General features: G+C 36.9%; 21 protein-coding genes. 9 read left to right on the top strand and 12 right to left on the bottom strand.

Annotation, left to right across the window (positions count from 1 at the left end; genetic code table 11):
* Positions 1–211 precede the first annotated feature (211 nt).
* The 3 genes from MKY02_RS03180 to MKY02_RS03170 all read right to left on the bottom strand — a co-directional run bounded on the left by MKY02_RS03180 (position 212) and on the right by MKY02_RS03170 (position 5327).
* A complete protein-coding gene (locus MKY02_RS03180; protein ID WP_076065725.1) occupies positions 212–1477 on the bottom strand; it encodes an MFS transporter in 1266 nt (421 codons plus the stop codon).
* Between the two features lie 362 nt (positions 1478–1839).
* Positions 1840–3588 carry an ABC transporter ATP-binding protein gene (locus MKY02_RS03175; RefSeq protein WP_038189047.1) on the bottom strand — a complete coding sequence of 583 codons (1749 nt, stop codon included), beginning with the start codon at positions 3586–3588 and terminating at the stop codon, positions 1840–1842.
* A complete protein-coding gene (locus tag MKY02_RS03170) occupies positions 3588–5327 on the bottom strand; it encodes an ABC transporter ATP-binding protein (RefSeq protein WP_038189048.1) in 1740 nt (579 codons plus the stop codon). Before MKY02_RS03170 ends, MKY02_RS03175 begins: the two co-directional genes overlap by 1 nt.
* 594 nt (positions 5328–5921) lie before the next feature.
* On the opposite strand from MKY02_RS03170, the gene MKY02_RS03165 reads away from it, so the two are divergent.
* The 3 genes from MKY02_RS03165 (at position 5922) to rsgA (ending at position 9771) form a co-directional block, all read left to right on the top strand.
* Complete coding sequence (locus MKY02_RS03165; RefSeq protein ID WP_038189157.1) at positions 5922–7268, top strand: hemolysin family protein; 1347 nt, start codon at positions 5922–5924, stop codon at positions 7266–7268.
* 90 nt (positions 7269–7358) lie between these two features.
* The gene (locus MKY02_RS03160) at positions 7359–8255 is read left to right on the top strand and encodes a cation diffusion facilitator family transporter (RefSeq protein WP_038189049.1); all 897 of its coding nucleotides are present in this window, start codon (positions 7359–7361) and stop codon (positions 8253–8255) included.
* Between the two features lie 433 nt (positions 8256–8688).
* Positions 8689–9771: a ribosome small subunit-dependent GTPase A gene (gene rsgA, locus MKY02_RS03155; RefSeq protein ID WP_038189050.1), complete on the top strand. Its 1083-nt coding sequence runs from the start codon at positions 8689–8691 to the stop codon at positions 9769–9771.
* 50 nt (positions 9772–9821) lie between these two features.
* Here the strand turns inward: rsgA and MKY02_RS03150 are convergent, their stop codons facing one another.
* Together MKY02_RS03150 and MKY02_RS03145 are read right to left on the bottom strand one after the other, a co-directional pair.
* The gene (locus MKY02_RS03150) at positions 9822–10472 is read right to left on the bottom strand and encodes a response regulator transcription factor (protein WP_038189051.1); all 651 of its coding nucleotides are present in this window, start codon (positions 10470–10472) and stop codon (positions 9822–9824) included.
* 11 nt (positions 10473–10483) lie between these two features.
* On the bottom strand, positions 10484–11599 hold the full coding sequence (locus MKY02_RS03145; protein WP_038189052.1) for a GAF domain-containing sensor histidine kinase: 1116 nt from the start codon (positions 11597–11599) through the stop codon (positions 10484–10486).
* Positions 11600–12442: 843 nt separating this feature from the next.
* Between MKY02_RS03145 and MKY02_RS03140 the strand changes: the two genes are divergently transcribed.
* From MKY02_RS03140 to MKY02_RS03130, 3 genes are all read left to right on the top strand, one after another.
* Entirely contained in the window at positions 12443–12868 is a 426-nt protein-coding gene (locus MKY02_RS03140; RefSeq protein WP_076034448.1) for a disulfide oxidoreductase, read from the top strand.
* Positions 12869–13342, top strand: coding sequence for a thioredoxin family protein (locus tag MKY02_RS03135; RefSeq protein WP_038189055.1), 474 nt, complete (start codon positions 12869–12871; stop codon positions 13340–13342).
* 63 nt (positions 13343–13405) lie between these two features.
* Entirely contained in the window at positions 13406–14251 is an 846-nt protein-coding gene (locus MKY02_RS03130; protein ID WP_038189057.1) for an RluA family pseudouridine synthase, read from the top strand.
* Positions 14252–14794: 543 nt separating this feature from the next.
* Here the strand turns inward: MKY02_RS03130 and MKY02_RS03125 are convergent.
* Positions 14795–15625, bottom strand: coding sequence for an aldo/keto reductase (locus MKY02_RS03125; RefSeq protein WP_038189171.1), 831 nt, complete (start codon positions 15623–15625; stop codon positions 14795–14797).
* Between the two features lie 196 nt (positions 15626–15821).
* Here MKY02_RS03125 and MKY02_RS03120 point away from each other — a divergent pair, with 196 nt between their 5' ends.
* Positions 15822–17120 carry an NCS2 family permease gene (locus MKY02_RS03120; RefSeq protein ID WP_038189059.1) on the top strand — a complete coding sequence of 433 codons (1299 nt, stop codon included), beginning with the start codon at positions 15822–15824 and terminating at the stop codon, positions 17118–17120.
* A gap of 47 nt (positions 17121–17167) precedes the next feature.
* Here the strand turns inward: MKY02_RS03120 and MKY02_RS03115 are convergent, their stop codons facing one another.
* From MKY02_RS03115 to queG, 3 genes are all read right to left on the bottom strand, one after another.
* Entirely contained in the window at positions 17168–17344 is a 177-nt protein-coding gene (locus tag MKY02_RS03115) for a hypothetical protein (RefSeq protein ID WP_164491935.1), read from the bottom strand.
* A 338-nt stretch (positions 17345–17682) separates the two neighbouring features.
* Positions 17683–18156 carry a tRNA (uridine(34)/cytosine(34)/5-carboxymethylaminomethyluridine(34)-2'-O)-methyltransferase TrmL gene (gene trmL / locus MKY02_RS03110; RefSeq protein ID WP_038189061.1) on the bottom strand — a complete coding sequence of 158 codons (474 nt, stop codon included), beginning with the start codon at positions 18154–18156 and terminating at the stop codon, positions 17683–17685.
* Between the two features lie 14 nt (positions 18157–18170).
* Positions 18171–19307 carry a tRNA epoxyqueuosine(34) reductase QueG gene (gene queG / locus MKY02_RS03105; RefSeq protein WP_038189063.1) on the bottom strand — a complete coding sequence of 379 codons (1137 nt, stop codon included), beginning with the start codon at positions 19305–19307 and terminating at the stop codon, positions 18171–18173.
* Between the two features lie 62 nt (positions 19308–19369).
* Between queG and MKY02_RS03100 the strand changes: the two genes are divergently transcribed.
* Together MKY02_RS03100 and MKY02_RS03095 are read left to right on the top strand one after the other, a co-directional pair.
* Positions 19370–20059, top strand: a complete 690-nt coding sequence (locus MKY02_RS03100; RefSeq protein ID WP_038189174.1) for a B3/B4 domain-containing protein — start codon at positions 19370–19372, stop codon at positions 20057–20059.
* Positions 20060–20071: 12 nt separating this feature from the next.
* Positions 20072–20587 carry a DIP1984 family protein gene (locus MKY02_RS03095; RefSeq protein WP_340710592.1) on the top strand — a complete coding sequence of 172 codons (516 nt, stop codon included), beginning with the start codon at positions 20072–20074 and terminating at the stop codon, positions 20585–20587.
* Positions 20588–20805: 218 nt separating this feature from the next.
* On the opposite strand, the gene MKY02_RS03090 is transcribed toward MKY02_RS03095, so the two are convergent.
* From MKY02_RS03090 to MKY02_RS03080, 3 genes are read right to left on the bottom strand one after another with little or no spacing between them, the layout of a single operon-like run.
* Positions 20806–21810, bottom strand: a complete 1005-nt coding sequence (locus tag MKY02_RS03090; protein ID WP_076065679.1) for an ABC transporter ATP-binding protein — start codon at positions 21808–21810, stop codon at positions 20806–20808.
* Positions 21807–22736: a C40 family peptidase gene (locus MKY02_RS03085; RefSeq protein ID WP_076065678.1), complete on the bottom strand. Its 930-nt coding sequence runs from the start codon at positions 22734–22736 to the stop codon at positions 21807–21809. The genes MKY02_RS03090 and MKY02_RS03085 overlap by 4 nt, the downstream gene beginning before the upstream one ends.
* Entirely contained in the window at positions 22733–23824 is a 1092-nt protein-coding gene (locus tag MKY02_RS03080; RefSeq protein ID WP_038189070.1) for a dipeptide epimerase, read from the bottom strand. Before MKY02_RS03080 ends, MKY02_RS03085 begins: the two co-directional genes overlap by 4 nt.
* Positions 23825–23840: the final 16 nt, after the last annotated feature.

Below are 23840 nucleotides of genomic sequence, written 5' to 3'. Positions count from 1 at the left end.
AACATATCTTCCTCTCTTCGAAATTGGTCCCTTTTTAAAAACACTAATTTCTATAATAGCAGTTTTGCCATCGTATTTGAATTTTCGAATGTTAGAAAGGCGATGGTAATTGATGTATTAAAGAAAAATTAATGAAAGAACTATAAAAAACACCTACATGTTGTTTTTATATCAAGCACAACAAGTAGATGTTCTTATTCTTATGTTTTCCTCATGCCACTGAGAGTTTTTTTTTGCGTCCAAACACCAAATAAAAATAGGTAGAAGCAATCAGATACAATATGCCTGTAATCGTAAAGGTATAAGCATATCCCCAATAATGCCCAAACTTCGTAACAAAAAATGCAGCTGGCAGACCCATTGATGCCCAGCCAACTTGGAATACCATCTGATTGACTGAATTCCCTAACCCTTTATATTTATCATGCACAATTTCCATAGCAATGGCTGATTGGATCGGGTTCGCTGCATTCATCAATGCTTGGCGGAATAAAAAACCAATCGATGCTACAAATAAAGAATTTGTAAACGCAGTTAAAAATAAAAATGGAATGGATAAAAACTGAAATATGATAATAGCTCTAACTTCACCTACACGTTTAACTAATGCAGGTCCTATCAACATTGCAACAGCTGTCATTGCTGATCCTAATGCTAAAATAAGTCCTATGTATGTATTGGATGCATTAAAACGATTAGCGAAATACAAATTTAAATATGGAATGACCAGCCCTGATCCTATACCAATAATCAATTGAGCTATCCCAAATAGTACAATGATTCTTATATTTTCTTTGAAGCTCGCGCTTTTTTCTGATACTTTTACTATATTTTTATTAATAGATGTTGATTCTATAACAACTTTACTTTCCATCTTCAAGCGGAACAATGGAAATAATCCAATGACGAAGAATGCGACACCACTATAAAGCGATACCCGAATTCCTTCAACAGCAGACAATTCCATAAGAAAACTTGCGCAGTCAGCTACAACTCCACCAAGTAAATTCCCAATAAAACCTGCAATTGTCATGATTGAAAAGTGAATACTAAATAATTTCATTCTTTCTGAAGCCTTGGAGTTTTCAGCTAAAAATGGTACCCCTGAAACTTGAGCTACAGCCCACACAATGCCTGTAGCGAATGCTGACCAAAGCATCGGTTGTTCAACAGTGACAATGCTTCTATAGAAAAATGTAATTGCTGTTAATCCTGTTCCGATAATAAGCGCCCACTTACGTCCAAATCGATCACTTAGGAGACCAGCTGGAATTAGCATAATAGCTGTTGCTAACGCTGTCATCGCAATAACATTTCCATTAACAGCTTCCTTCATACCTAATTCCTTAATATATAAATTGTACATTACACTGAATATGCCCATTCCTATTTGGATTAGTATATTCCCAACCATGAACAACTTAATATTTCGATTAAAAGATTTGATACTATGTAACCAATCTTGCCACCAGCTCAGGATTGACACCTACTTTCACATAGCTAATTAATTCGTCTCCCTAAATATACGAGTATCGGCAAACATTTGCAATAGCTACATGCTTCAAATACACTAATCTTAATAAAAGTACTTATTACAGTTCTTGAATCGGAGGAAACGTTTGTATGCCAGAAGTAGTTTATTATTTATTCTTCTCCTTTTTCGTGTCACTACTTATTAGTGGCATATTAAATGTATTTTTGGAAACCACTTCAAAATTGAACTGGCTTACCTCTATTACCTTTTGCGCCGTTCTTTCTATTTTCATCGCCACTATAATGCACTGATTTTTCCATTAAAAGAGACCCTTCAATTGCTTGAGCATTTGAAGGGTCTTCATATTAACTAATATTTTTTTCACCTGATTGTAGTTTATACATTTGTTCATAACGTCCACCTTGTTTCAGTAGCTCATCATGAGTACCCTGTTCTACAATTTCACCACGGTCTAATACTAAAATGCGATCTGCATTTTTAATAGTAGAAAGTCTATGTGCGATGATAAATGTCGTACGTCCTTTTTTCAATACATCCATTGCGTGCTGAATGATTTCTTCAGTTTCCGTATCTATATTGGAAGTTGCTTCATCAAGGATTAATATCGCAGGGTCAAAGGCAAGCGCTCTGGCAAATGAAATTAACTGACGTTGTCCCGAAGATAATGTACTACCTTTCTCAATCACAGGTTCATCTAAACCCTTCGGTAAATTTTTCAAAACGCGTTCACCACCAACTGCATCCAATGCTTTCTGTACTGTATCACGCGTAATTCTAGGATCTCCTAAACTAACATTCGATTCAATCGTACCTGTAAATAAATAAGGATCTTGCAATACAATTCCCATATGCTCTCGAATGGTTTGACGAGAATGCTCTTTAATATTGATACCGTCAATTGTAATCGCACCTTTTGAAACGTCATAAAAACTGAAAAGTAAATTCATGATAGAACTTTTCCCAGAGCCCGTATGACCAACAAGCGCGACTGTCTCTCCTTGCTTCGCTTCAAAATCAATATCCTTCAGCACATATTCTTGCTCCTTATAAGCAAACCACACATGCTCGAAGCGAACATTTCCTTTATATCGTGGTATACGTTTATCGACTACAGGCTCCCCTGGTTGATCTAATAGTTCAAAGACACGCTCTGCTGCAACGTTTGCTCTTTCTAAGCGAGCCAACTGATTGACGATACCAGTTACAGGATTAAATAATCGTGTAATATAATCAACAAAAGCGTATAGCATACCGACTGAAATAGCAGCTGCACCATTCATTTCAGCACTGCCAAAATACCAGATAAAAAGTACAAATGTAAGCGAACGAATAACGCCTACTAAATTGTGAGATGTAGCTGCATCTAATATAAGCAGCTTATTTTGATAACGATAATGCTCTTCATTTAGTGCCGCAAATTCATCTTCAATTTGTTTTTCGCGACTAAAAGCTTGAATAATAGTCATCCCATTAATCGATTCGTTGATCATACCGTTCATATCAGATACTTTTCCTCGTACAATATGATTGTACTTAGAAGCATACTTACGATACACAATCGTCCAAACAATTAAAATTGGAATAACAAATAATGCGATTAATGCCATCTTCCAATCAAGGAAGAATAACGCGATATAAATCCCGAAGATCGTCATAAAGCTCGCTGCAAACTGTGAGACTACCGTTACAAACAAATCACGAATAGCTTCCGTATCATTTGTAACACGCGCAACCACTTTTCCGGCAGGCAAATTATCAAAATAACGAATCGGCAATGTTTGGATATGCTCATAGACTTCATTGCGCATTTTTTGAATTATACGATTTGCACCCATTTGAAGTAAAAGATACTGACCGTATCTAAAAATAGCGGCAACAACTGCTAATCCGAAGAATACAGCCAATAAAATTGCAATCGGCTGAAAATCAATACCTGCGACTTCTGCTTTTGCAATATGATCATCAATAATTTTCTTTGCTACTAATGGTCCCGCTAAATCTGCGGCAACTGCAATAGCTAATAATAACAGGCCTGAAATAAGTAGCTTTTTGTACATTAAAGCATATTGAAATAATCGTTTACCAGTACCCATTATTTCACCCCCTCAACTTGCTGACGGTCATGCTGTTCTTTGTACCAGCCCTCTTCTTCAAGCAATGTTTGATGTGTACCTTCTTCAACGATGCGACCATCCTCTAATACAATGACCCAATCCGCATGTTGAATTGCCGATAAGCGGTGTGTCACAATTATGGTCGTTTTGTCACTTCTAGCTGTTTGGATATTTTGAATAATTGTTGCTTCTGTTTTAGCATCCACTGCTGACAAGGAATCATCTAAAATTAATATTTCTGGATCACGAATTAATGCGCGAGCAATTGAAATACGTTGCTTTTGCCCTCCCGATAACGAAACCCCTTTTTCTCCAACTAATGTTTGCAAACCGAGTGGTAGCATTTCTAAATCACGCTCGAAGTTTGCTAAACGGATTGCTTCATGTAATTCGTCCTCTGTCGCATCTGATTTACCAAACAAAATATTCTCTTTCACTGTTCTAGAAAATAGTACGTGGTCTTGAGGTACATAGCCTATCCAGTTACGAACCTGTTCCTTTGTTTGATCATGAATAGGACTATTTGAGACAAATAGATCTCCTTCACCATTTGGATATTCACGTAATAGCTGTTTAACGACAGTCGTCTTTCCACTACCTGTTTTCCCAACAATTCCTAGCGTTTGCCCCTTTTTCAAAGAAACTTCAAGGTTTGCCAGGTTAATAGAAGATGATTGTGGATATTGGAATGTCACATCTTTGAATACAATAGACTCCGGATTTTGAATGATTGTTGGCGTTTTTGGATCAACAACATCTTCTTTCTCGTCTAATGTTTCTTGTACACGATCAAGTGATGCATTCCCACGTTGCATAACATTGATGAGTTCTCCAATCGCAAACATTGGCCATACGATCATACCTAGATATACATTAAATGTAACTAGCTCACCTAAAGTCATTTCTTGCTTAGACACTAAATAAGCACCAAAACCAAGACCAATCATATAGCTAAGTCCAGTTAAAATTTTTGTAATTGGATTAAATAATGCATCAATTTTCTCAACATGCATATTTTTTTTGTAAACGTCTTCTGTCATTTCACTAAATTGTTGCTCTGTAGCACGTTCTTGAACGTATGCACGAACAACACGGACACCCTCTACAGCTTCAAGTACGCTATCATTCATTTCACCAAACACGTCTTGGGCTTTCATATAACGCTCATGAATTCTCTTACCAAGAATTTGCATAACGACTGCTAATATCGGTAATGGCAATATAGCTGCTATTGTTAGCTTCCATGAAACAAGGAATCCCATTGTTAGTAAAATTGTTAATAAGTATAAAGTCGAATCAATTAACGTCATAATACCAAAACCAGCTGTTTCTGAGACAGCACGTAAATCATTTGTCGCTCTCGCCATCAAATCTCCTGTACGATTTCGTTCATAAAAAGGTGGAGACATTTTCAAAAACTTTGTCATGAGCTTTGATCTCAGCTTACGTTCAATTACATTCGCTCCACCAAACAATTGATATTGCCATATAAAGTTGACGACATATGACAATACCAAAATGACTAGCATAGCAGCAATATAAAACATAAGGGAATGACTTGTTAATGTTTCTGAGTGGATAGCATCAATCGATTGACCAATAATCCACGGTGGCGTCACTTCAATTACATTAGCCACTAGTAACAATGCGATGGCTATTGCGTACCGCTTTCGATTTTCTTTAAAAAACCATTTTAATTTAAATAAGACCTCAAACATTTATTATTCCTACTTTCTTATTCTGTTTTTACACTAACCGTCTTCAATCGAATCCTTATTAAATTTCTTTTTCCGCTTTTGAATAAACATATTCAGCTCTCCTTTTATAATTTGGCACTCGTAATTCACTTAAAAAGGCAACAAAAAAAGCGCACACCCCTTTCAGAGCATACGCTTTAAAAAAGATACAGGTATCTACACCCATACCAATTAGTTATAAAAGTTAAATTACAGACTTAATTGCTGAATAGGTAGGTGTGGATTCATTATTTAATTGTTTAAATAAACTTCTTAACTTTTTCATAATCCATACCTCCTTTTCCATAAATTATTTAGTGCCTCTCAATATTAGCACTCCGAATTTTGAATTGTCAATACTTTTAGAATAAATTGAGTAATTTAATTATATTCTTACTTTTGACGATATTTCTTACTTCAATAAACAATTATTATTAATAGTCAAAACAAATCATGTAGATGATTTGTTTTTTCAACTTAGTTGTCATATCATTGTATTACTTAACTATTTTTTATATTACAGGAGGTGTACACTTTGTTCTCTCCCCTCATTTGGGTCTGGAACAAAGGAAGTCTTTGGACATAGCCATACGGTTGACAGCATTTGCTGTCTTGATCGCATGTTCGGCTTTTTTCGTAGCAACTGAATTTTCTATCGTTAAAGTCAGAACAACTCGAATTGATCAGCTTATAGCTGAGGGTAACAAAAAAGCATTAAAAGCAAAAAAAGTAGTATCTAATTTGGATGAATATTTATCCGCTTGTCAGTTGGGAATTACGATTACTTCTTTAGGGCTTGGTTGGCTCGGTGAAGAAACAGTCTCGATTTTATTGAGACCGATATTTGATTTGTTCGCACTTGAAGGAAGTGTGACATCCGTTCTATCCTTCGTGTTGTCATTCTCTATCGTGACATTTGTTCACGTTGTAGTTGGTGAATTAGCACCAAAAACACTAGCCATTCAGAAGGCAGAATCTGTAGCATTAGCAACAGCTGGTCCTTTAATTACATTCCACAACATCATGTATCCATTTATTAAAGCATTAAACTTCTCTGCTCGTTCATTGTCTTCACTTTTCGGTTTAAAGGATGTATCTGAATCAGAAGTGGCAATGACAGAAGAAGAATTACGTATGATTTTATCGGATAGTTTGAAAAGCGGTGAAATAAATCAGTCTGAATATAAATATGTGAATAGCATTTTTGAATTCGACGATCGTATTGCCAAAGAAATTATGGTACCTCGTACTGAAATCATTGGTATTGAAAAAGAAATGACTCTTAGAGAAGTCTTCGAAGTGATGGGTGTTGAGCAGTATACACGCTACCCTATTATTGATGGAGACAAAGACCATATTATAGGTCTCGTCAATATGAAGCACCTTTTAACTGCTTACATTAAAGACCCAACTAATGGTTCAAAATTAGTAACGGAATATATGCAACCTATCATTCGCGTCATCGAAACAATCCCAGTTAGTGACTTATTGTTGAAAATTCAACGAGAACGTATTCATATGGCCATTTTAATGGATGAATACGGTGGTACATCTGGTCTTGTAACAATCGAAGATATTATCGAAGAAATTGTCGGTGATATTCGAGACGAGTTTGATGCAGACGAGATTCCTGAAGTTCGTAAAGTAGATGAGAACCATTTTATCTTTGATGCCAAAATGTTAATTGAAAACGTAAATGATTTCCTTAAAATTGACATCAATGAAGATGATATCGATACTATCGGCGGTTGGTTTATGACCAAAAACTTCGATGCCGTTAAAGGCGAAGCAATTACTGAACAAGGTTATGAATTTATCGTAAAAGAAGTAGATGGTCATCATATCTTATACTTAGAAGTTATTAAGTTACCAGATGAATCCAACAACGAATCACTAGAAGATGAAAATTCATCTTCTGAATAATATTTATGAAAATTTAACAAGAAACGACGCACACTACTATAAGTGTGCGTCGTTTTGTATTGCCTAGAAATTTTGCAGGGGGGAAACATTGTGGAGTTATACACAAATTTAAGACAAGGGGAAAGAGGCGCTTGGCTAAGTATTGCCACTTATCTCATACTCAGCACCGCGAAGCTTACCATTGGTTTTATCGGTGCATCCACTGCATTAAAAGCTGATGGACTAAATAATACTACAGATATAATCGCTTCTGTTGCCGTTCTGATTGGATTACGTATTTCACAAAAGCCACCAGATGGGGATCACCACTACGGTCATTTAAGAGCCGAAACGGTAGCTTCCCTTGTAGCATCATTCATCATGGCAGTCGTTGGACTACAAGTGTTATTCAATTCAGGCAAAAGCTTTATCGAAAACAACCACTCTTCCCCTTCCCTGCTAACAGCAGTTGTCGCTATTATTAGTGGTATTATTATGTACATTGTTTATCGATATAATTTAAAGTTATCTGAACGCACTAAAAGTTCAGCTGTAAAAGCAGCTGCTCTTGATAACCGTTCAGATGCGCTTGTCAGTTTTGGTACTGCAATTGGTATTTTAGGTGCTATCGTTGGGTTTCCGATAATTGATTCCATTACCGCCATTATCGTTGGTATTATCATAATTAAAACAGCCTATGAAATATTTTTTGAAGCTGTTCATACATTAACTGACGGCTTTGACGAAGAAGAGGTTGAAACGTTATCCACTCTTGTCCGTAATGTTGATGGTGTTATTCATCTCATAGATTTAAAAGGACGTAATCATGGGAATATGGTGTTTGTAGATTTAACGGTCACTGTTAATCCTGAGCTAAATGTTTGGAAAAGCCATCAAATTACCGAAGATATTGAAAATACGATACGTCTAGTAAAACCATTGACAGTAGTACTTGTTCATATTGAACCAGATGGTTTAGTACATGAGCATAATACTGGTTTAATGTAATTTTTTGATAATAATTGAATATTTATGTTGACTTTATTTTTCCATTTTGTTAATCTAATAACAACTTTAAGGAAAGCAGGTGAGGTTTTATGACAAATTTAATGAGCATTGCATCAACGCAAATCGGTTTGTTACAAAATACTCGCCATCCGTATGCTTTTTAAGGATACTTTCTTTTATTGTGCGTGTATAAACTGTAGCTGCCGATTTGCAGCTACAGTTTTTTTATTTTTAATGCTGAAGGCGCTCGTTTAGCGGCGAGGTCGTTGGAAGGCGGAAACCAAAGTCGTTCTTTGACTTTGAGTACCCGACTGAAACGACCCGAGCAGTTAGCGCCTGAAGCTGGATAACTAGATTAAATGCTGAGGACCCTTTCAAGAAAATTAATCGCCTCAGCTCAATATCTCTACACACACAATAGGAGGATTTACAAATGACAAAATTACAAGATTTCGGTTGGAATACAACTTGGGAAGAAAAATATAAAATTGCCCAAGCTTCAAATAAATTAGCAAAAACAATTCCCGGACGTGTATTGCTAGAGCATAAGCACTCCTACCGTGTTATCACAGAACAAGGTGAATGGCTTTCTACTCCATCTGGCAGCTTCCAACATACTGCTTTTGAACGTCGTGACTTCCCTGCAGTTGGTGATTGGGTTTTAGTTGAGCAAATGCCCGGTGAAGAAAAAGCGATTATTCATGCCGTATTACCGCGTACCTCTTTGTTCTCCCGCAAAGCTGCAGGATTAACTACTGCGGAACAATTAATAGCGGTCAATGTTGACATCGTTTTTTTAATCATGAGTTTGAACTTAGATTTTAATCTTCGACGTTTAGAGCGCTATTTAATCGCTGCTTGGGACTCAGGTGCCACACCAATCATCGTATTAACGAAAAAAGATTTATGTGAAGATGTCACACCCTTTATTCAAGAAGCAGAATCTGTTGCTTTTGGCGTACCCATCTATACAGTAAGTAGTTTTACTGGTGAAGGCATTAATGAGCTTCAACAATTATTAGTTGATGGTAAGACAGCTGCACTTTTAGGTTCATCTGGTGTTGGTAAATCATCTTTAACCAATGCACTATGTGGCACTGAAGTAATGTTTGTCCAAGAAGTTCGTGAGGATGATGATAAAGGTCGCCATACGACAACACACCGAGAACTATTCAAAATTCCAGGTGGCGGCTTATTAATTGATACCCCGGGAATGCGTGAATTCCAATTATGGGATCAAAGTGAAAGCTTAGATAGCAGTTTTAAAGATATAGAAGAACTTTCATCTCAGTGCCGCTTTAGAGATTGTGAACACAAGCGTGAACCTGGATGCGCAGTACAAAATGCAATTCATGAGGGTACACTAACTAACGAACGATACAATAGCTATATAAAGTTAAAGCGAGAATTAGCTTATATCGAAAGAAAGACTAACGCTCAAGCACAAATTGCTGAACGTAATAAATGGAAACAGGTTTCAAAAACCTTACGCCAAAAACCACAGAAAAAACGTTAAAAAAAGCTGTCCTATCAGTCATTTCAATGACTAAGGGACAGCTTTTTCTCTTATTGTTGCTCACTCGATTCAGTTAACCCATGTTTGACTGCATAAAGTGCAGCTTGAGTACGATCTTGTACTTCCAATTTTGAAAAAATATTCGAAATATGTGTCTTCACAGTTTTTTCTGTAACAAAAAGTGAGGATGCAATTTCTCTATTACTCTTTCCTTTTGTTAATTCAGCTAGAACATCACGTTCTCGAGGTGTCAAAGTATGCTTCATATGTGGCAAATCTTCTTGCATCTCTCGACTTTTAATAAGTTGAGTTGTCGCTTGTGGATGCAATGTATTTTCTCCTGCCATTATTCTACGGATTGATGTCACCAGTTCATCTGGTTCAATATCTTTTAACTGGTAACCTGCAGCCCCTGCTTCAATTGCAGGAATGACATGGTCACTATCCGAAAAACTCGTCAGCATTAGTACCTGTGTGTCAGGAAATTTTGCCTTAATACGTTTTGTAGCTTGGATACCATCTAATTCAGGCATAACTAAATCCATTAAAACGATATCTGGCTTTAATTCCGACGTTAATGCTACTGCTTCTTTACCATTTTGTGCTTCACCAATAACCTCGATGTCCTTTTGCGTTTTCAGAAAAAATAATAATCCTCTTCTTACAACATGGTGATCGTCTGCGATTAATACTCTAATCATCGAAATCCCCCTTAATATGGTAGACGGATTAAAATTTCCGTTCCTCTTCCAATATTACTCACCCAATCAACTTTACCGCCAAGTGCCTTTGCACGATCTCGCATGCTTTGCAAACCGATTGATGGCAATTTCACAAGAGAGTCAACTTGGAATCCTCTACCTTCATCTTTAATAACTAATAGCACATCTGACTGTGTAATAATGACAAAAATCTCTGCGTCCTTAACACCCGAATGCTTACGCACGTTATTTAGTGCTTCCTGTGTAATACGAAATAACGTTTCTTCCACCCGGGAAGGTAATTGTAAAACACCCGATACATTCACAGAAAGGTTTATACCTAACATTTCAGCATAACCTTTAATCGCCTCCATTAGACCACTCTCTAAACCTTTAGGGCGTAACTGCCAAATTAAAGCACGCATTTCTGTTAAGGCTTCTTGTGTTAAATTCTGAATTTCCTTAAACGTTTCCTTCATTTCTGGTTGCTCAGCCATTTCAATTCCGGCACGAGATGTTAACGTAACAGAGAATAATAATTGATTCACTGAATCATGTAAATCTCTCGCCAATCGATTTCTCTCTTCAACTAGTGCCATCTGCTGTTCTTGTTTTGTTAGTAAAATTCGTTTTATTGCGGATCCCATTTGGAAGGCAACTGATTCTAAAAGAGCTAGCTCGTCATCAGAAAAACTGACAGTATTTGGCGTAGCTACATTTAATAGCCCAAAACGCTCTTGTCCAGATTGCAAGGGTACTGTGGCATGATGGGTAATGCCCCCATCACCCTCTAGTTCAGCAGCATTGGCGCTTTCAATGCGCTGACATTCAATAATATTCGAAGCTTTTTTTAATTCATTATTTCGATAACGTGATACGCACCAACAACCGCCTTTTTCTAAAAAGTGACAGTTATTATGCTTTAAAGCTTGTGGCAAATTTTCATGCGCTATGAGCTCATGTCTACCTTTTTTATTGATAAAAAATACCCAACCTGTTTCAAAATTCGTACCTGCTAAAAACTTTCTCAGAGCACCTTGTAACATTGCTTGAATTTCAGTTTCTTCATTTAGAAGTTCGGCAATTTCCTTGAGTAAACTAATGTTCGAATGATCATTTTGCTGCATGTAATTGCCGCCTTCCTTTTTTCATCTATAAATATATTGTACCTACTATGATACCACTGCCTGTCATACATTCGCATGAAATAGCTCTCATTCTTTTGACCGAGAAAATAAAAAAAGCACCTTTTCTATTCATGAAATAAAGTGGTATAAATTTATTATTCTTTTGAATATTGTTAACGATATACATCATGAGGAAGGTCTTACATATGAGCAACAATACTATCTTGGTTTTGACGACGCAAAACTTCGAAATCGACATCATCGATGAACACTCAGCCTCATGCTTATAATAATTAGTACCAATAATGATGGATGTCAAATTAAATTGACGAGCCGAATCTTTTCGTGCATCATAAAGACGTTGTACTACCTTTATGCGGTAATAATCGGGGTCGTCTACTATAACTTCTATTCCGTATAAATTATAGCCAAATGGATTATCATTGTTAATATAATAATAATCCTTGTATGCCGGTCATCATATTCATCAAGGTTAATTATGAGACTTGAGCAAGAACCAATTATGTTAACTTCTAATTCCGGAGCGCTTTTAGGAAAAATGCATAAGTTCCTATTTAATTGTTCATGCCCCATGGTTCCATTCCGAGAAATGATCTTTGTTTAATTTCTCTTGAAATGTAGTCATACTGTGTCATTGGACGAATAATCACACTTTTTTTAAATAGTAACAACCGATCTAGTTGTTCAGAAGTTGAAATGCCTCTTTCACAAGATTGCCTTTTTTATAAAAGAGAAGTTTTTGTCAAGGATAAAATATTTTACATGTATATTCATTCCCTCTATAATTCAAAGGGAAATACTCTAATACTAGGAGATTTTTTTATGACAAAAAAAGTTGAGAATAGTTTACTATTCATATGGATCGTCTCATTGGTCGCAATGCTTGGCTCCCTATTTTTTTCAGAAATTCAACAGTACGAACCTTGTAAGCTTTGTTGGTATCAACGTATTTTAATGTACCCAATTGTCCTCATCACAACAGTAGCTTATATTCAAAAAAATGCACGTATTGCTGTAACTTTAGCTGTTTTTTCTATAATCGGTGGCTGTATTTCCATCTACCATTACGGTATTCAAAAATTCGAATTTTTAACTAGCTCTGCAATAACATGTGGCCGTGTACCTTGCACAGGGGAATACATCAATTGGTTTGGCTTCATCACCATACCATTCCTTGCTTTAACAGCATTCGTCTTAATCGCAGGAGCAAGCTTTTACATGTTAAAAGCATCTAAGGAGGAAAAATAATTGAAAAAGCTACTAATCATTGCCGGCGTAATTGTTGTCTTATTTGGACTAATCATCGTCTTAAACAACCAAGGAAACGAAGCAAAATTAAAAGATAATCCTTACGGTACTAATGATTTAAAACAATCAACAATTGATTTACTTAGCGATAAAAACTATCAAAACATCATTACACCGACAGAACTTGAGAAAAAGCTATCTAAAGGCGACCCAACAGTGGTATACTTCTTCAGTCCAGAGTGTACACATTGTAGAGCTGCAACACCTAAATTAATGCCATTAGCAAAAAAATTAGGTGTACACATCGATCAATTGAATTTACTGGAGTATGAAAACTTATTTGACAAGTACGGCATCGAAGGCACACCTACACTTTCTTATTTTAAAGATGGTAAGGAGATTCAACGTATGGCAGGCGATGCAGACGAGGCTACTTTCGAAGCATTCCTAAAACAAACTGATCTCGTGAAATAATACAACTAGAAAGGATTATGTTGTACAAACAACATAATCCTTCTTTTTAATGGAGGAATATTAATGAAACAATCTTGGACATTCACTATTCTACAAGATAACCAAACTATCGAAGAACTACTACGTGAACAATGGAAGCTAGGCAAAAAAACTGTACATGAATTACGCATGACAAAAGCCATTTCAGACACAAACGGCGAACTTCTACAATGGAAAGACCCTCGTCCAAAAGGTATGGAAATTGTCATAACTATGGATGTACCAGAATCTTCATATGAAGCAACTCGTGAATGCGAAGTTAAAGTAGTATACGAAGATCCACATTGCTTAATCGTTTCTAAACCAAAAGGTATGGCTACACATCCAAATGACGTTTGGGATCGTTTTACTTGCATGAATCATGTTATGAAATATATACAAGAACAAGGCGGAGTATACGCAGAGCATGTGCATCGACTAGACCAAGGTACAGCTGGACTTTTACTTGTTGCAAAACACCCAATCGCAAAATCTATTTTCGATCGCTTACTAGAAGAGAAGAAAATCCTTCGCGTATATGAAGCAGAAGTTCAAGGTCATATGAAAGAACGCAAAGGGACAATTCGTGAAGCAATTGCCAAAGATCGCCACCACGGTACCCGCCGACGCGTAGCTCCCGAAGGTCAAATGGCTATAACTAATTTTGAAGTCGTACGTCATCTGCAATACTCAACAATCGTCAACCTTGTATTAGAAACTGGACGTACTCATCAAATTCGTGTACACCTTTCACATATCGGTCATCCAATTGTAGGAGATACTTTATATGATGCAAGAGAAACTGCTTCTGGCGATTATTCTTTACACGCAAGAAAACTCCAATTTACTCATCCATTCACAGATAAGAAAATGGAGATTATTGATCAATAAATATTTACATAGTATCTCTGAGCAGTTTATTGCTCGGAGATGCTTTTTTATTTGGAGATTTCGGTAGGGATTGGTGTTACTTGCTTTAGCTTTGGCGCTTCTCGTTCTGGCTTTAGCTCTACTCGCTCCCGCTTTGGCGCTACTCACTCATGCTTTAGCTCTACTCACCCTAGCTTTGGCGCTACTCACTGGCTTTAGCTCTACTCACTCTAGCTTTGGCGCTACTCGCTCTTTCTTTAGCTCTACTCACTCTAGCTTTGGCGCTACTCACTGGCTTTAGCTCTACTCACTCTAGCTTTGGCGCTTCTCACTCTAGCTTTGGCTCTACTCACTCTAGCTTTGGCGCTACTCACTCTAGCTTTGCCACTACTCGCTCTTTCTTTAGCGCTTCTCAAGCAATAAAATAAAAAAACGCGAGAAGAAAACACAACATTTTCTTCTCGCGTTTTTTATTCTTCTAGCACATTTCCTAAAACATACCTCTTTAGAATTCATGCTAAATATACGTTTTCCCATGTTTCAACTTGGCGAACGCCTTCAACATTAAAATTTAAAACTAAAGTTATCTGGATCTGCTCCTGTTCTTTCGTCTTTGTTTAGTGCGCTGATTAATTGCATGTCTTCGTTTGTAAGTTCGAAATCGAATACTTGAGCATTTGCTTTTATACGACTTGGTGTTACTGATTTCGGAATAACAATATTACCCAGTTGTAAATGCCAACGAATTACTACTTGTGCTGAAGATTTTCCGTATTTTTGGCCAATACTAGTGATAGTTGTATCATCTATAATTTTACCTCTAGCTAATGGAGACCATGCTGTAACGGCGATGTCATTTGATGTACAGAAGTTACGTACTTCTACTTGTGTTAAGTATGGGTGCACTTCAATTTGGTTGACCATTGGTTTAACATTAGCTGTAGCAAATATTTCTTCTAGATGGTGAATCTGATGGTTAGAAACACCCGTTGCGCGAAGTAGTTTTTCATCATATAAGCGTTCAATTGCACGATATGTGTCTTTGAATTTATCAGGTACTGCCCAGTGAGTTAAATATAAATCTAAGTAATCCATATCTAATTTCTTTAATGAAGTCTCGAAAGCGCGTAAAGTTTCATCATATCCCTGATCAGCGTTCCAAACTTTTGATGTAATGAATAAATCTTCACGTTTCACATTAGAAGCTTTGACTGCTTCCCCTACTTCTACTTCATTGTTATATAGTGAAGCTGTGTCAATTGCAATATACCCTGTATCAATTGCAGTGGTCATCGCTTGAATCGCTTCTTCGCGATCAGTCATTTTGTACACACCAAGTCCAAAACGTGGCATTTCCACGCCGTTATGTAGTGTTTTTGTAGATGTAATATTCAACACATCGCACAACTCCTTCTAATTGATAATTTCATTATACAAATGTAATCAAATTATTTCGAGAATAAAGACTTTGGGAAAACAGTTGATTTCTCATATAGAAATCATTAATATATTCTTGTTATTTCTCTAAAATGCATAAATATCATATTTAATGTCATAAAAATTGTTTTTTTCCAAGGAAGAGGGTATTAAAATGTTTCGTTTAAAGGAAAATGGAACGAATGTTAAGACGGAACTTATAGCAGGAATAACCACATTCTTTACTATGATATACATTGTTGTTGTGAATCCAAGTATGTTATCTGCATCTGGGGTTCCACTTGACCAAGTTTTCATAGCGACAATAATTGCCATCGTTATAGGTACTTTATGGATGTCACTATTTGCGAATTATCCACTCGTTATCGGGCCAAGTATTGGGTTAAATGCATATTTTACTTACTCAATCGTCGTATCATCAGAAGGCAACATTGATTATTTAACCGGGTTTGCTGCTGTGTTTGTATCTGGTATTATTTTCGTTCTGTTATCACTAACACCACTACGTGAAAAATTAATTTTAGCAATTCCTGAGAATTTAAAACGTGCAATTGCTGCTGGTATTGGTTTATTTATTGCTTTCCTAGGCTTGCGTATGGGGAATATTATTGTCGATAGTGAAAGTAACTTAGTGATGCTAGGTGATTTAACTTCTCCAGGCGTGCTACTAACATTATTCGGTTTATTTGTTACAGTAATATTAATGGTACGAAATGTTAGTGGCGCCCTATTTATTGGTATGTTTATTACAGGTATTGTTGCAACTTTAACAAATCAATTGCATATTGAAAAGGTGGTTGCAGTTCCTCATCTTCCTGAAGGCATATTAGTCTGGAACCCGATTGAAGCAATCGGCCAGGTTATTTCTTATGGATTATACGGCGTTGTATTTTCGTTCATTTTAGTTACACTATTTGATACGACTGGGACTATGATTGGGGTTGCGAAACAAGCGGGTTTAATGAAAGATGGTAAATTACCACGCGCTCGCAAAGCATTGTTAGCCGACTCAGTTGCTACAACTTTTGGTGCTATGTTTGGGACAAGTCCAACTACGGCATTTATTGAATCTTCTGCCGGGGTTGCTGCTGGTGGCCGTACAGGTTTAACGAGTTTAACTGTCGCTATTCTATTTGTCGCTGCTTCATTCTTTGGACCTTTAGTTAGTGCTATATCAGGGGTTTCTGCGATTACTTCACCAATATTAATCATCGTTGGTACGTTGATGATTGGTTCTATTAAAGAAATCGAATGGGAGAAATTCGAAGAGGCTTTCCCTGCATTTTTAATTATTTTAATCATGCCGCTTACTTCAAGTATTGCGACAGGAATTGCCTTCGGATTTATCTCTTACCCTATTCTAAAAATAGCGAAAGGCGAGGCAAAAAAAGTACATCCTTTACTTTATGTATTTGCTATTTTGTTTGCATTCCAATTAACTTTCTTATCTTAATCATACAAAAAAATGCCCACTGCATATTTAGATGCAATGGGCATTTTTTAATCACGTGGATGAATTGATGGTGCTTTATCTGATTGTACAGGATCTTGTACGCGACCATCACGCTCAAGCTCCTCACCATCACGCATTTTATCCATCTGCTTGCCTAATTGTTTTAGCTCCTCCATAGAAGTTGCCATTGAGCCGTTTTCTGGTTGCTTTTCATTGTTATCCATATTATCCGCTCCTTTAACAAAAATGCATTACTTAGGAATTATTAGCACCTTTCTTTCATCCTATTCGATTAATATGTACATTGCAAATAATAAAGAACGATTTCTGCCATAATTTTATAACTGCTAATATTTCATTTTTATATAAAGTAGGCTATACTTGATAAAGAACTTTTTATAACCATGAGGAGGGTACTTCCATGAAATTAATTTTAATTCTTGGTGTTTGTGTAGCATTTTTAACTGCAATCTTCACTGGTGGATATGAAGACAAACAAGGCACTTCTGAAAAGTAATCCATCGTATAAAAAAGGACAACCTACTTACAGGCTGTCCTTTTTTTATTTTAATCCAGGGAAATTTTGTTGGCGCATTGCTTCATAGATTAAAATAGCTGCAGTATTTGAAAGATTTAATGAGCGTATATTATCACTTTGTGGAATACGCAAGCAACGATCTTGGTTTCCTTCTATTAACTCCATCGGAATTCCTGTCGTTTCCTTTCCAAAAATAAAGAAAATCTCTTCATCTTGGTTACTAAAATTAAAATCTGAATAGGCTTTATCACCATATGTTTCAATATAATAAAATGATCCACCATCATTCTTTTCAAAAAATTCATCTGCTGAATCATAATACGTAATATTTACGCTATGCCAATAATCTAATCCAGCTCTTTTCAACATTTTGTCGTCCGTTGAAAACCCTAATGGTCGAATTAAATGTAAGCTTGTATTTGTACCTGCGCAAGTTCTGGCGATATTACCAGTGTTGGCAGGGATTTCTGGTTGATATAAAACGATATGCAAAGACAACTTTGACACTTCCTTTATTTTTGTGCTAAAAAGGCTAATCCTTTTTCTATTTCTATTATAACCTCAGGATCCTGTTCTTTTTGTAATGCTACTTGTAAAATTTCTTTTGCATCTACTACACCCATTTTACCAATAGCCCATGCAGCTGTTCCTCGAATTACTGGACGTTCGTCATTCTGTAAAACCTCAATCAGTTTTGGCAGGGCTGACTCTTCTTTGAAATGAGCGAGGGCAATAATAGCATTACGCTGAATTGGCTTCTTCCCTCTCCAAGAACCAGAAATATAGCCGAATTTCGCTTTGAAATCCTTATTTGAAATAGTCAATAACGGTTCCAGTAGAGGTTTCGCAATTTCAGGATCTGGCTTAAAGGAATCGTGTAGCCAATTTAGTTTACCTTTGTTTTTTGGACAAACCGTTTGGCAAGTATCACAGCCATAAATTCGATTACCGATTTTTGTACGAAACTCGTCAGGTAAAAACCCTTTTGTTTGCGTCAAAAATGCTACACAGCGGTTCGAGTTCAATTGACCTGCTTGTACTATGGCACCTGTTGGGCATACATCAATACACAGCGTACAATCCCCACATTGGTCAGTGATTGGTTCATCTGGAGCGAATGGGATATTCGTAATCATTTCTCCTAGATAAACGTAAGAACCGAATTCTGGAGTTATGATTGAGCAGTTTTTTGCACTCCATCCAATGCCAGCTCGTTCGGCTACAGCACGATCAGATAACTCTCCCGTATCAACCATTGAACGCATTTTAGCGTGCGGAACTTTTTCCTGTAGAAATGCTTCAAGTAACGCTAATTTTTCGCGAAGCACTGTATGATAATCCATTCCCCATGATGCTCGGCAGAAAATACCTCTGCGCTCACCTCGCTTACCTTTAGGTGCATTTTTCATTCGTGATGGATAAGCAATTGCGATAGCAATAATACTCTGTGCCTCTTCTAGTAAAAGGGTTGGTTCAGTACGTTTTTCAATATCAGATTCTTCAAAGCCCGATTGAAAATTGAGCTCCTGCTGGCGACGTAACAAGTTCTTTAACTCAATAAATGGTGCAGCGGATGTAAAACCAATTTTATCTATGCCAATGGTTTTTGCGTACTCAATCAGCTCTTCTTGCAAGACGTTGACAATCACTTGGTTCTACTCCTTTCTATATGTTACACTTGTGAAAATACAAGATATAGGTGATGTTCATGATAAAAGTTGCATTAGATTCTACTTTACTTAACAAAGTACCAGACTTTAAAATCGGCATTATCCATTATACCAAAATTGTTGTGTCTGAATCTCCTCAAATGATTAAAGGACGTACACAGTTATATCAAGAAAACTTATTTCTAGAATTACAGGTCAGCCCTGTAACTGAGCGTGCTGGCATTTCTGAATGGCGTAAGCTTTGGAAATCGCTTGGTGCTGATCCAAATCGCTACCGTCACTCCGCTGAAAGTTTGATGCGTCGTATTGCCAAGCAGAACTATATAGCGCCATTTCACTCAGCGGTAGATTTAAATAATTTCTTTTCATTACAATACGAAATGCCAGTTGGAATATATGATATTGAAAATTTAGATGGTAATGTGACCGTATCTCTTGGTGATGAGGAAACGGGCTATGAAGGATTAAATGGCCGCTTTAATTCGTTACATAATATTATTGTTACGTCAGATGCAAAAGGACCTTTTGGTAGCCCCTTTGTTGATTCGAAACGGACAGCTGTGACAGAGAACACGACCAAAGCACTTCAAGTGTTCTATTTACGTCCATCTTTGTCTATTGAAAATAGCAATGCATTATTAGCGGCTGCAGGCAAAATGTTCTCACAAGTGCATGGTGGCGACTTCACAACGGGTCTATTATTCAATACTCAACAATCACTTGAAATTTAAGGAGGTTCTATAGTGGGTACTATTACATTAGCAGAAGCAGTAAAACTGAAAAGCATATTAACGAAAAAAGTACATGAGCTATCCTCTGAATTACAACGTGTAGCTTTTGTTCAAGTGGAAAAAGGTGAAGAACCAAAACCTTCTAAGCGTTTACTTACAGAAGTAGATACTGAACTTGAAGATGTTCGCAAAGATATTCGCTTACTAGATAAATTAGTATACCGTGCGAATATTGATCATACTCTTCCATTTAAAGGTGAAGATTATACAATTGTTGAAGCAATAGAATTTGCAACACAACTTCGTGCTAGAGCAGCTACCTATAAAGAGTTTGCTCAATCAGAAAAAGAAGAAATTCAATATGGCTATTCTGACGGTACAACTGTTTACCGTGTTGCCTTATTTGACCCTGAGGAATACCGTTTGAAGGCAATAGAACTTGAGAAGGACGCGCATAAGTTATCTAATTTAATTAATGCAAAAAACTATACAATCGAAATCGATTTTGATGATAGCAAGTATTTCTAACCTTGAGGCAGTGAGACTCTTCCTCGAGGCGTAACTGGCATGATCACCTCATTCATTAGTTGAATTCAAACCGATGACCGATGACCATTTAACATATTAACCGTGACCAATGACCAACCAATGCAAAGGCCCACAAATTATTAGTTAAGTATCACCCGATCTGCCGTTACGAAAAAACGCGCTTCTCCTTCGTGGAGAGCGCGTTTTTTATATGTTATTTAGTGGGCAATCTTCTCTAATTGCTCCATCGCAAGCACTTCTTCATCATATAAATGGCAAGCTACATAATGCCCTTCACTTTTTTCTAACCATTTTGGTTGTAGTTGTGAACAAACTGCTTTTGCCATTGGACAGCGGGTATGGAAAACACAGCCTGTTGGTGGATTGATAGGGCTTGGCAATTCCCCTTCAAGAATAATACGTTCCCTTTTCTCCTCTATATCCGGATCAGGTATAGGGATAGCTGATAATAAAGCTTGTGTGTATGGATGTAGAGGTTCATTGTACAATTGTTTACTTGTCGTCAATTCTACCATTTGCCCTAAATACATAACGCCAATTCGTTTTGAAATATATTTTACCATCGATAAATCATGTGCAATAAATAAATACGTCAAACCTTTTTCCTTTTGGAGCTTCTGCAATAGTTTTACTACTGAGGCTTGGACAGATACGTCCAAAGCTGAAATCGGTTCATCGGCAATTATAAACTGAGGTTCAAGTGCTAATGCCCTGGCAATTCCGATTCTTTGACGTTGACCACCTGAGAATTCATGAGGATAACGATTGGCATGATCACGATTCAGACCAACATCCTCTAGTAACTCATATACTCTCTCTTTTAGTTCTTCTTTCGATTTATTTAAATGATGAATTTCTATTGGTTCTGCAATTATTTCAAAGACAGTAGAACGCGGATTTAATGATGCATATGGATCTTGGAAAATCATTTGCATCTTTTTCAAGAAGTTGTTGCGCTCCTTCTCTGTCATTGAATGGACATCTTGATCTTCGAATAAGACTTTCCCATCTGTACGATTATACAGCCCTAAAATTGTTCTTCCTGCTGTAGATTTGCCACACCCAGACTCGCCAACTAACCCAAATGTCTCACCTTCCATCACGTCAAAGCTTATACCATTTACCGCCTTTAATGTGGTACCTTTGCCTAAATCAAAATGTTTTTTCAAATTTTGCACCGATAAAATCACTTTTTCTGTCATGTTGTTTTCACTCCCGGTCCATAGCGTCTAACAGCACAGATTTCTTCCTCGAATATTGTGCCTGCAAGTTTTAATAGTTCAACCGATTTACCGGTTTGTGGAGAATGAAGCATTTGTCCTTCACCGTAGTAAAAACCAACATGCCTCACCGGCTTGGTACCCTTTTCATCTGCAAAGAATAATAAATCTCCAACTCGCCATTCCTCTTCATTGTCCTTTGATATAGCCATACCATATGTAGCTTGGTCACCTGCATCCCTCGGAATTCGTAGACCGCAAGCTTTTGCCATATTATAAGTAAAGCCAGAGCAATCATATCCATACGATGACATACCACTCCAAATATACGGTAAGTCCAAATAGTAAAGACCAAACTGTACAGCCTTATTCATCGACTGTACAATGTCTCCTGTATATTTTACTGCACTCGATTTTAATACTTTTCCTCTTCCTATTGGTGTATCAACGATAAAATATTGTGCTTTCTCGTCTAATACAGGCAATATTGTATTAAAAGTTAAGACAATTTGTGGTGTACCATCTTCAGACCATAATTGTGTTTTGTCCACATTCACAATAATACTTTCCGTTGAATCCAAAAGTTTTTGTTTAGATAATTGCGCCAAAGGTACCCAACCTGGATAGCCTCTTTCATCCTTATGAGTAGGTTGTAAGATGGCAATCACTTTTGCCCATTCTCCTTGAATTTCCTCTACTATTACAGGTTCTCCAAACAATAGCTGCGTTTGAACTCTATTACTGTCACATAAGTCTAAACGTTCTTTATAAGGAAGCGCTTCTAACCATTTAACCAGATGTACGGGGTTTGTAATAGCTGGTTGATCAATATCTCGAGCTGATTCTGGTTTCGTCCAAATAGATGCTACTGCAACTGAGCAATGCCAAATATTATGTAATGTGGTCATTTAGTCCCCCCTGTATATACTTCTTCAATGCCTAATCCACTACGTTCTGAGAAGCTAATATTTCTTTCTTTATATGTTACGCCGCCCTTGATTGTTTCAAATTTCAACATTAGAGGGGCATCAAAATCGTAATATTGTATATTTGGTTGACTAGCAGCAAAATGTGCTGCGGCGGTAATACCAATTTTGGTTTCTATCATACTCCCTGTCATACATTGCACCCCATAGCTTTCAGCTAATGCATTGATTTTCAGGGCTTGATAAATCCCTCCTGCTTTCATCAATTTAATATTAATTAAATCTGCTGCACGCATTTCTAAAATAGTTTTTGCATCATGAACTGAAAAGACACTTTCATCAGCCATAATCGGTGTTAATGTATGATCCGTTACAAATTTTAACCCATGCACATCATGTGCTATTACGGGTTGTTCAATCAATTCTATATCTAGACCTAAGTCTTCCATTTTAGAAATGGCGTACACAGCTTCCTTTGCATTCCAACCTTGATTGGCATCTAGTCGAAGTTTCGTTGTATAGCCAATTTCATCTCGAATTGCTTTTATCCTAGCAATATCATCAGTTATTTCACCGATACCCACTTTTACTTTCAATACTTGAAATCCATTAGCGATATATTTTGCTGCATCAGCTGACATTTCCTCCGGAGCATTTACGCTTACTGTATAATCGGTTTCTATCTCCTTTTTATTTCCACCCAAGAATTGATATAGGGGTAGATCTGATCGTTGTGCAATTAGATCATACAATGCCATATCAATTGCCGCCTTAGCACTTGTATTTCCAACCAAAGCAGTATGAAGCTTTTTAAAAACCTGCTCATAAAATCGGAGATCCTGCCCGTTTAATAATGGTGCAAACACCTCTTCAATTGCATATTGAATACTAGCTAAAGTTTCACCTGTGATGACAAATGTTGGTGGTGCCTCTCCCCAACCTACCCGCCCATCTTCTACTGTTACACGTACATAAATGGATTCTGCGACCGTTACTGTGCGTAACGCAGTTTTAAATGGTTTTTTTAATGGTACCGCAACTTGAAATACATCAATAGCTTGGATAATCATGACGTGTCACCCCTTC

The organism is Viridibacillus sp. FSL R5-0888, assembly GCF_038009105.1.
Lineage (GTDB): Bacteria > Bacillota > Bacilli > Bacillales_A > Planococcaceae > Viridibacillus > Viridibacillus arenosi.
This window is presented reverse-complemented; position numbering and strand designations above follow the sequence as displayed.

Coding starts and splice junctions, on each gene's coding strand:
- MKY02_RS03175 (WP_038189047.1), bottom strand. CDS start 3,588: ATGGGTACTGGTAAACGATTATTTCAATATGCTTTAATGTACAAAAAG.
- MKY02_RS03170 (WP_038189048.1), bottom strand. CDS start 5,327: ATGTTTGAGGTCTTATTTAAATTAAAATGGTTTTTTAAAGAAAATCGA.
- rsgA (WP_038189050.1), top strand. CDS start 8,689: ATGACAAAATTACAAGATTTCGGTTGGAATACAACTTGGGAAGAAAAA.
- MKY02_RS03150 (WP_038189051.1), bottom strand. CDS start 10,472: ATGATTAGAGTATTAATCGCAGACGATCACCATGTTGTAAGAAGAGGA.
- MKY02_RS03145 (WP_038189052.1), bottom strand. CDS start 11,599: ATGCAGCAAAATGATCATTCGAACATTAGTTTACTCAAGGAAATTGCC.
- MKY02_RS03140 (WP_076034448.1), top strand. CDS start 12,443: ATGACAAAAAAAGTTGAGAATAGTTTACTATTCATATGGATCGTCTCA.
- MKY02_RS03130 (WP_038189057.1), top strand. CDS start 13,406: ATGAAACAATCTTGGACATTCACTATTCTACAAGATAACCAAACTATC.
- MKY02_RS03120 (WP_038189059.1), top strand. CDS start 15,822: ATGTTTCGTTTAAAGGAAAATGGAACGAATGTTAAGACGGAACTTATA.
- MKY02_RS03115 (WP_164491935.1), bottom strand. CDS start 17,344: ATGGATAACAATGAAAAGCAACCAGAAAACGGCTCAATGGCAACTTCT.
- MKY02_RS03090 (WP_076065679.1), bottom strand. CDS start 21,810: ATGACAGAAAAAGTGATTTTATCGGTGCAAAATTTGAAAAAACATTTT.
- MKY02_RS03085 (WP_076065678.1), bottom strand. CDS start 22,736: ATGACCACATTACATAATATTTGGCATTGCTCAGTTGCAGTAGCATCT.
- MKY02_RS03080 (WP_038189070.1), bottom strand. CDS start 23,824: ATGATTATCCAAGCTATTGATGTATTTCAAGTTGCGGTACCATTAAAA.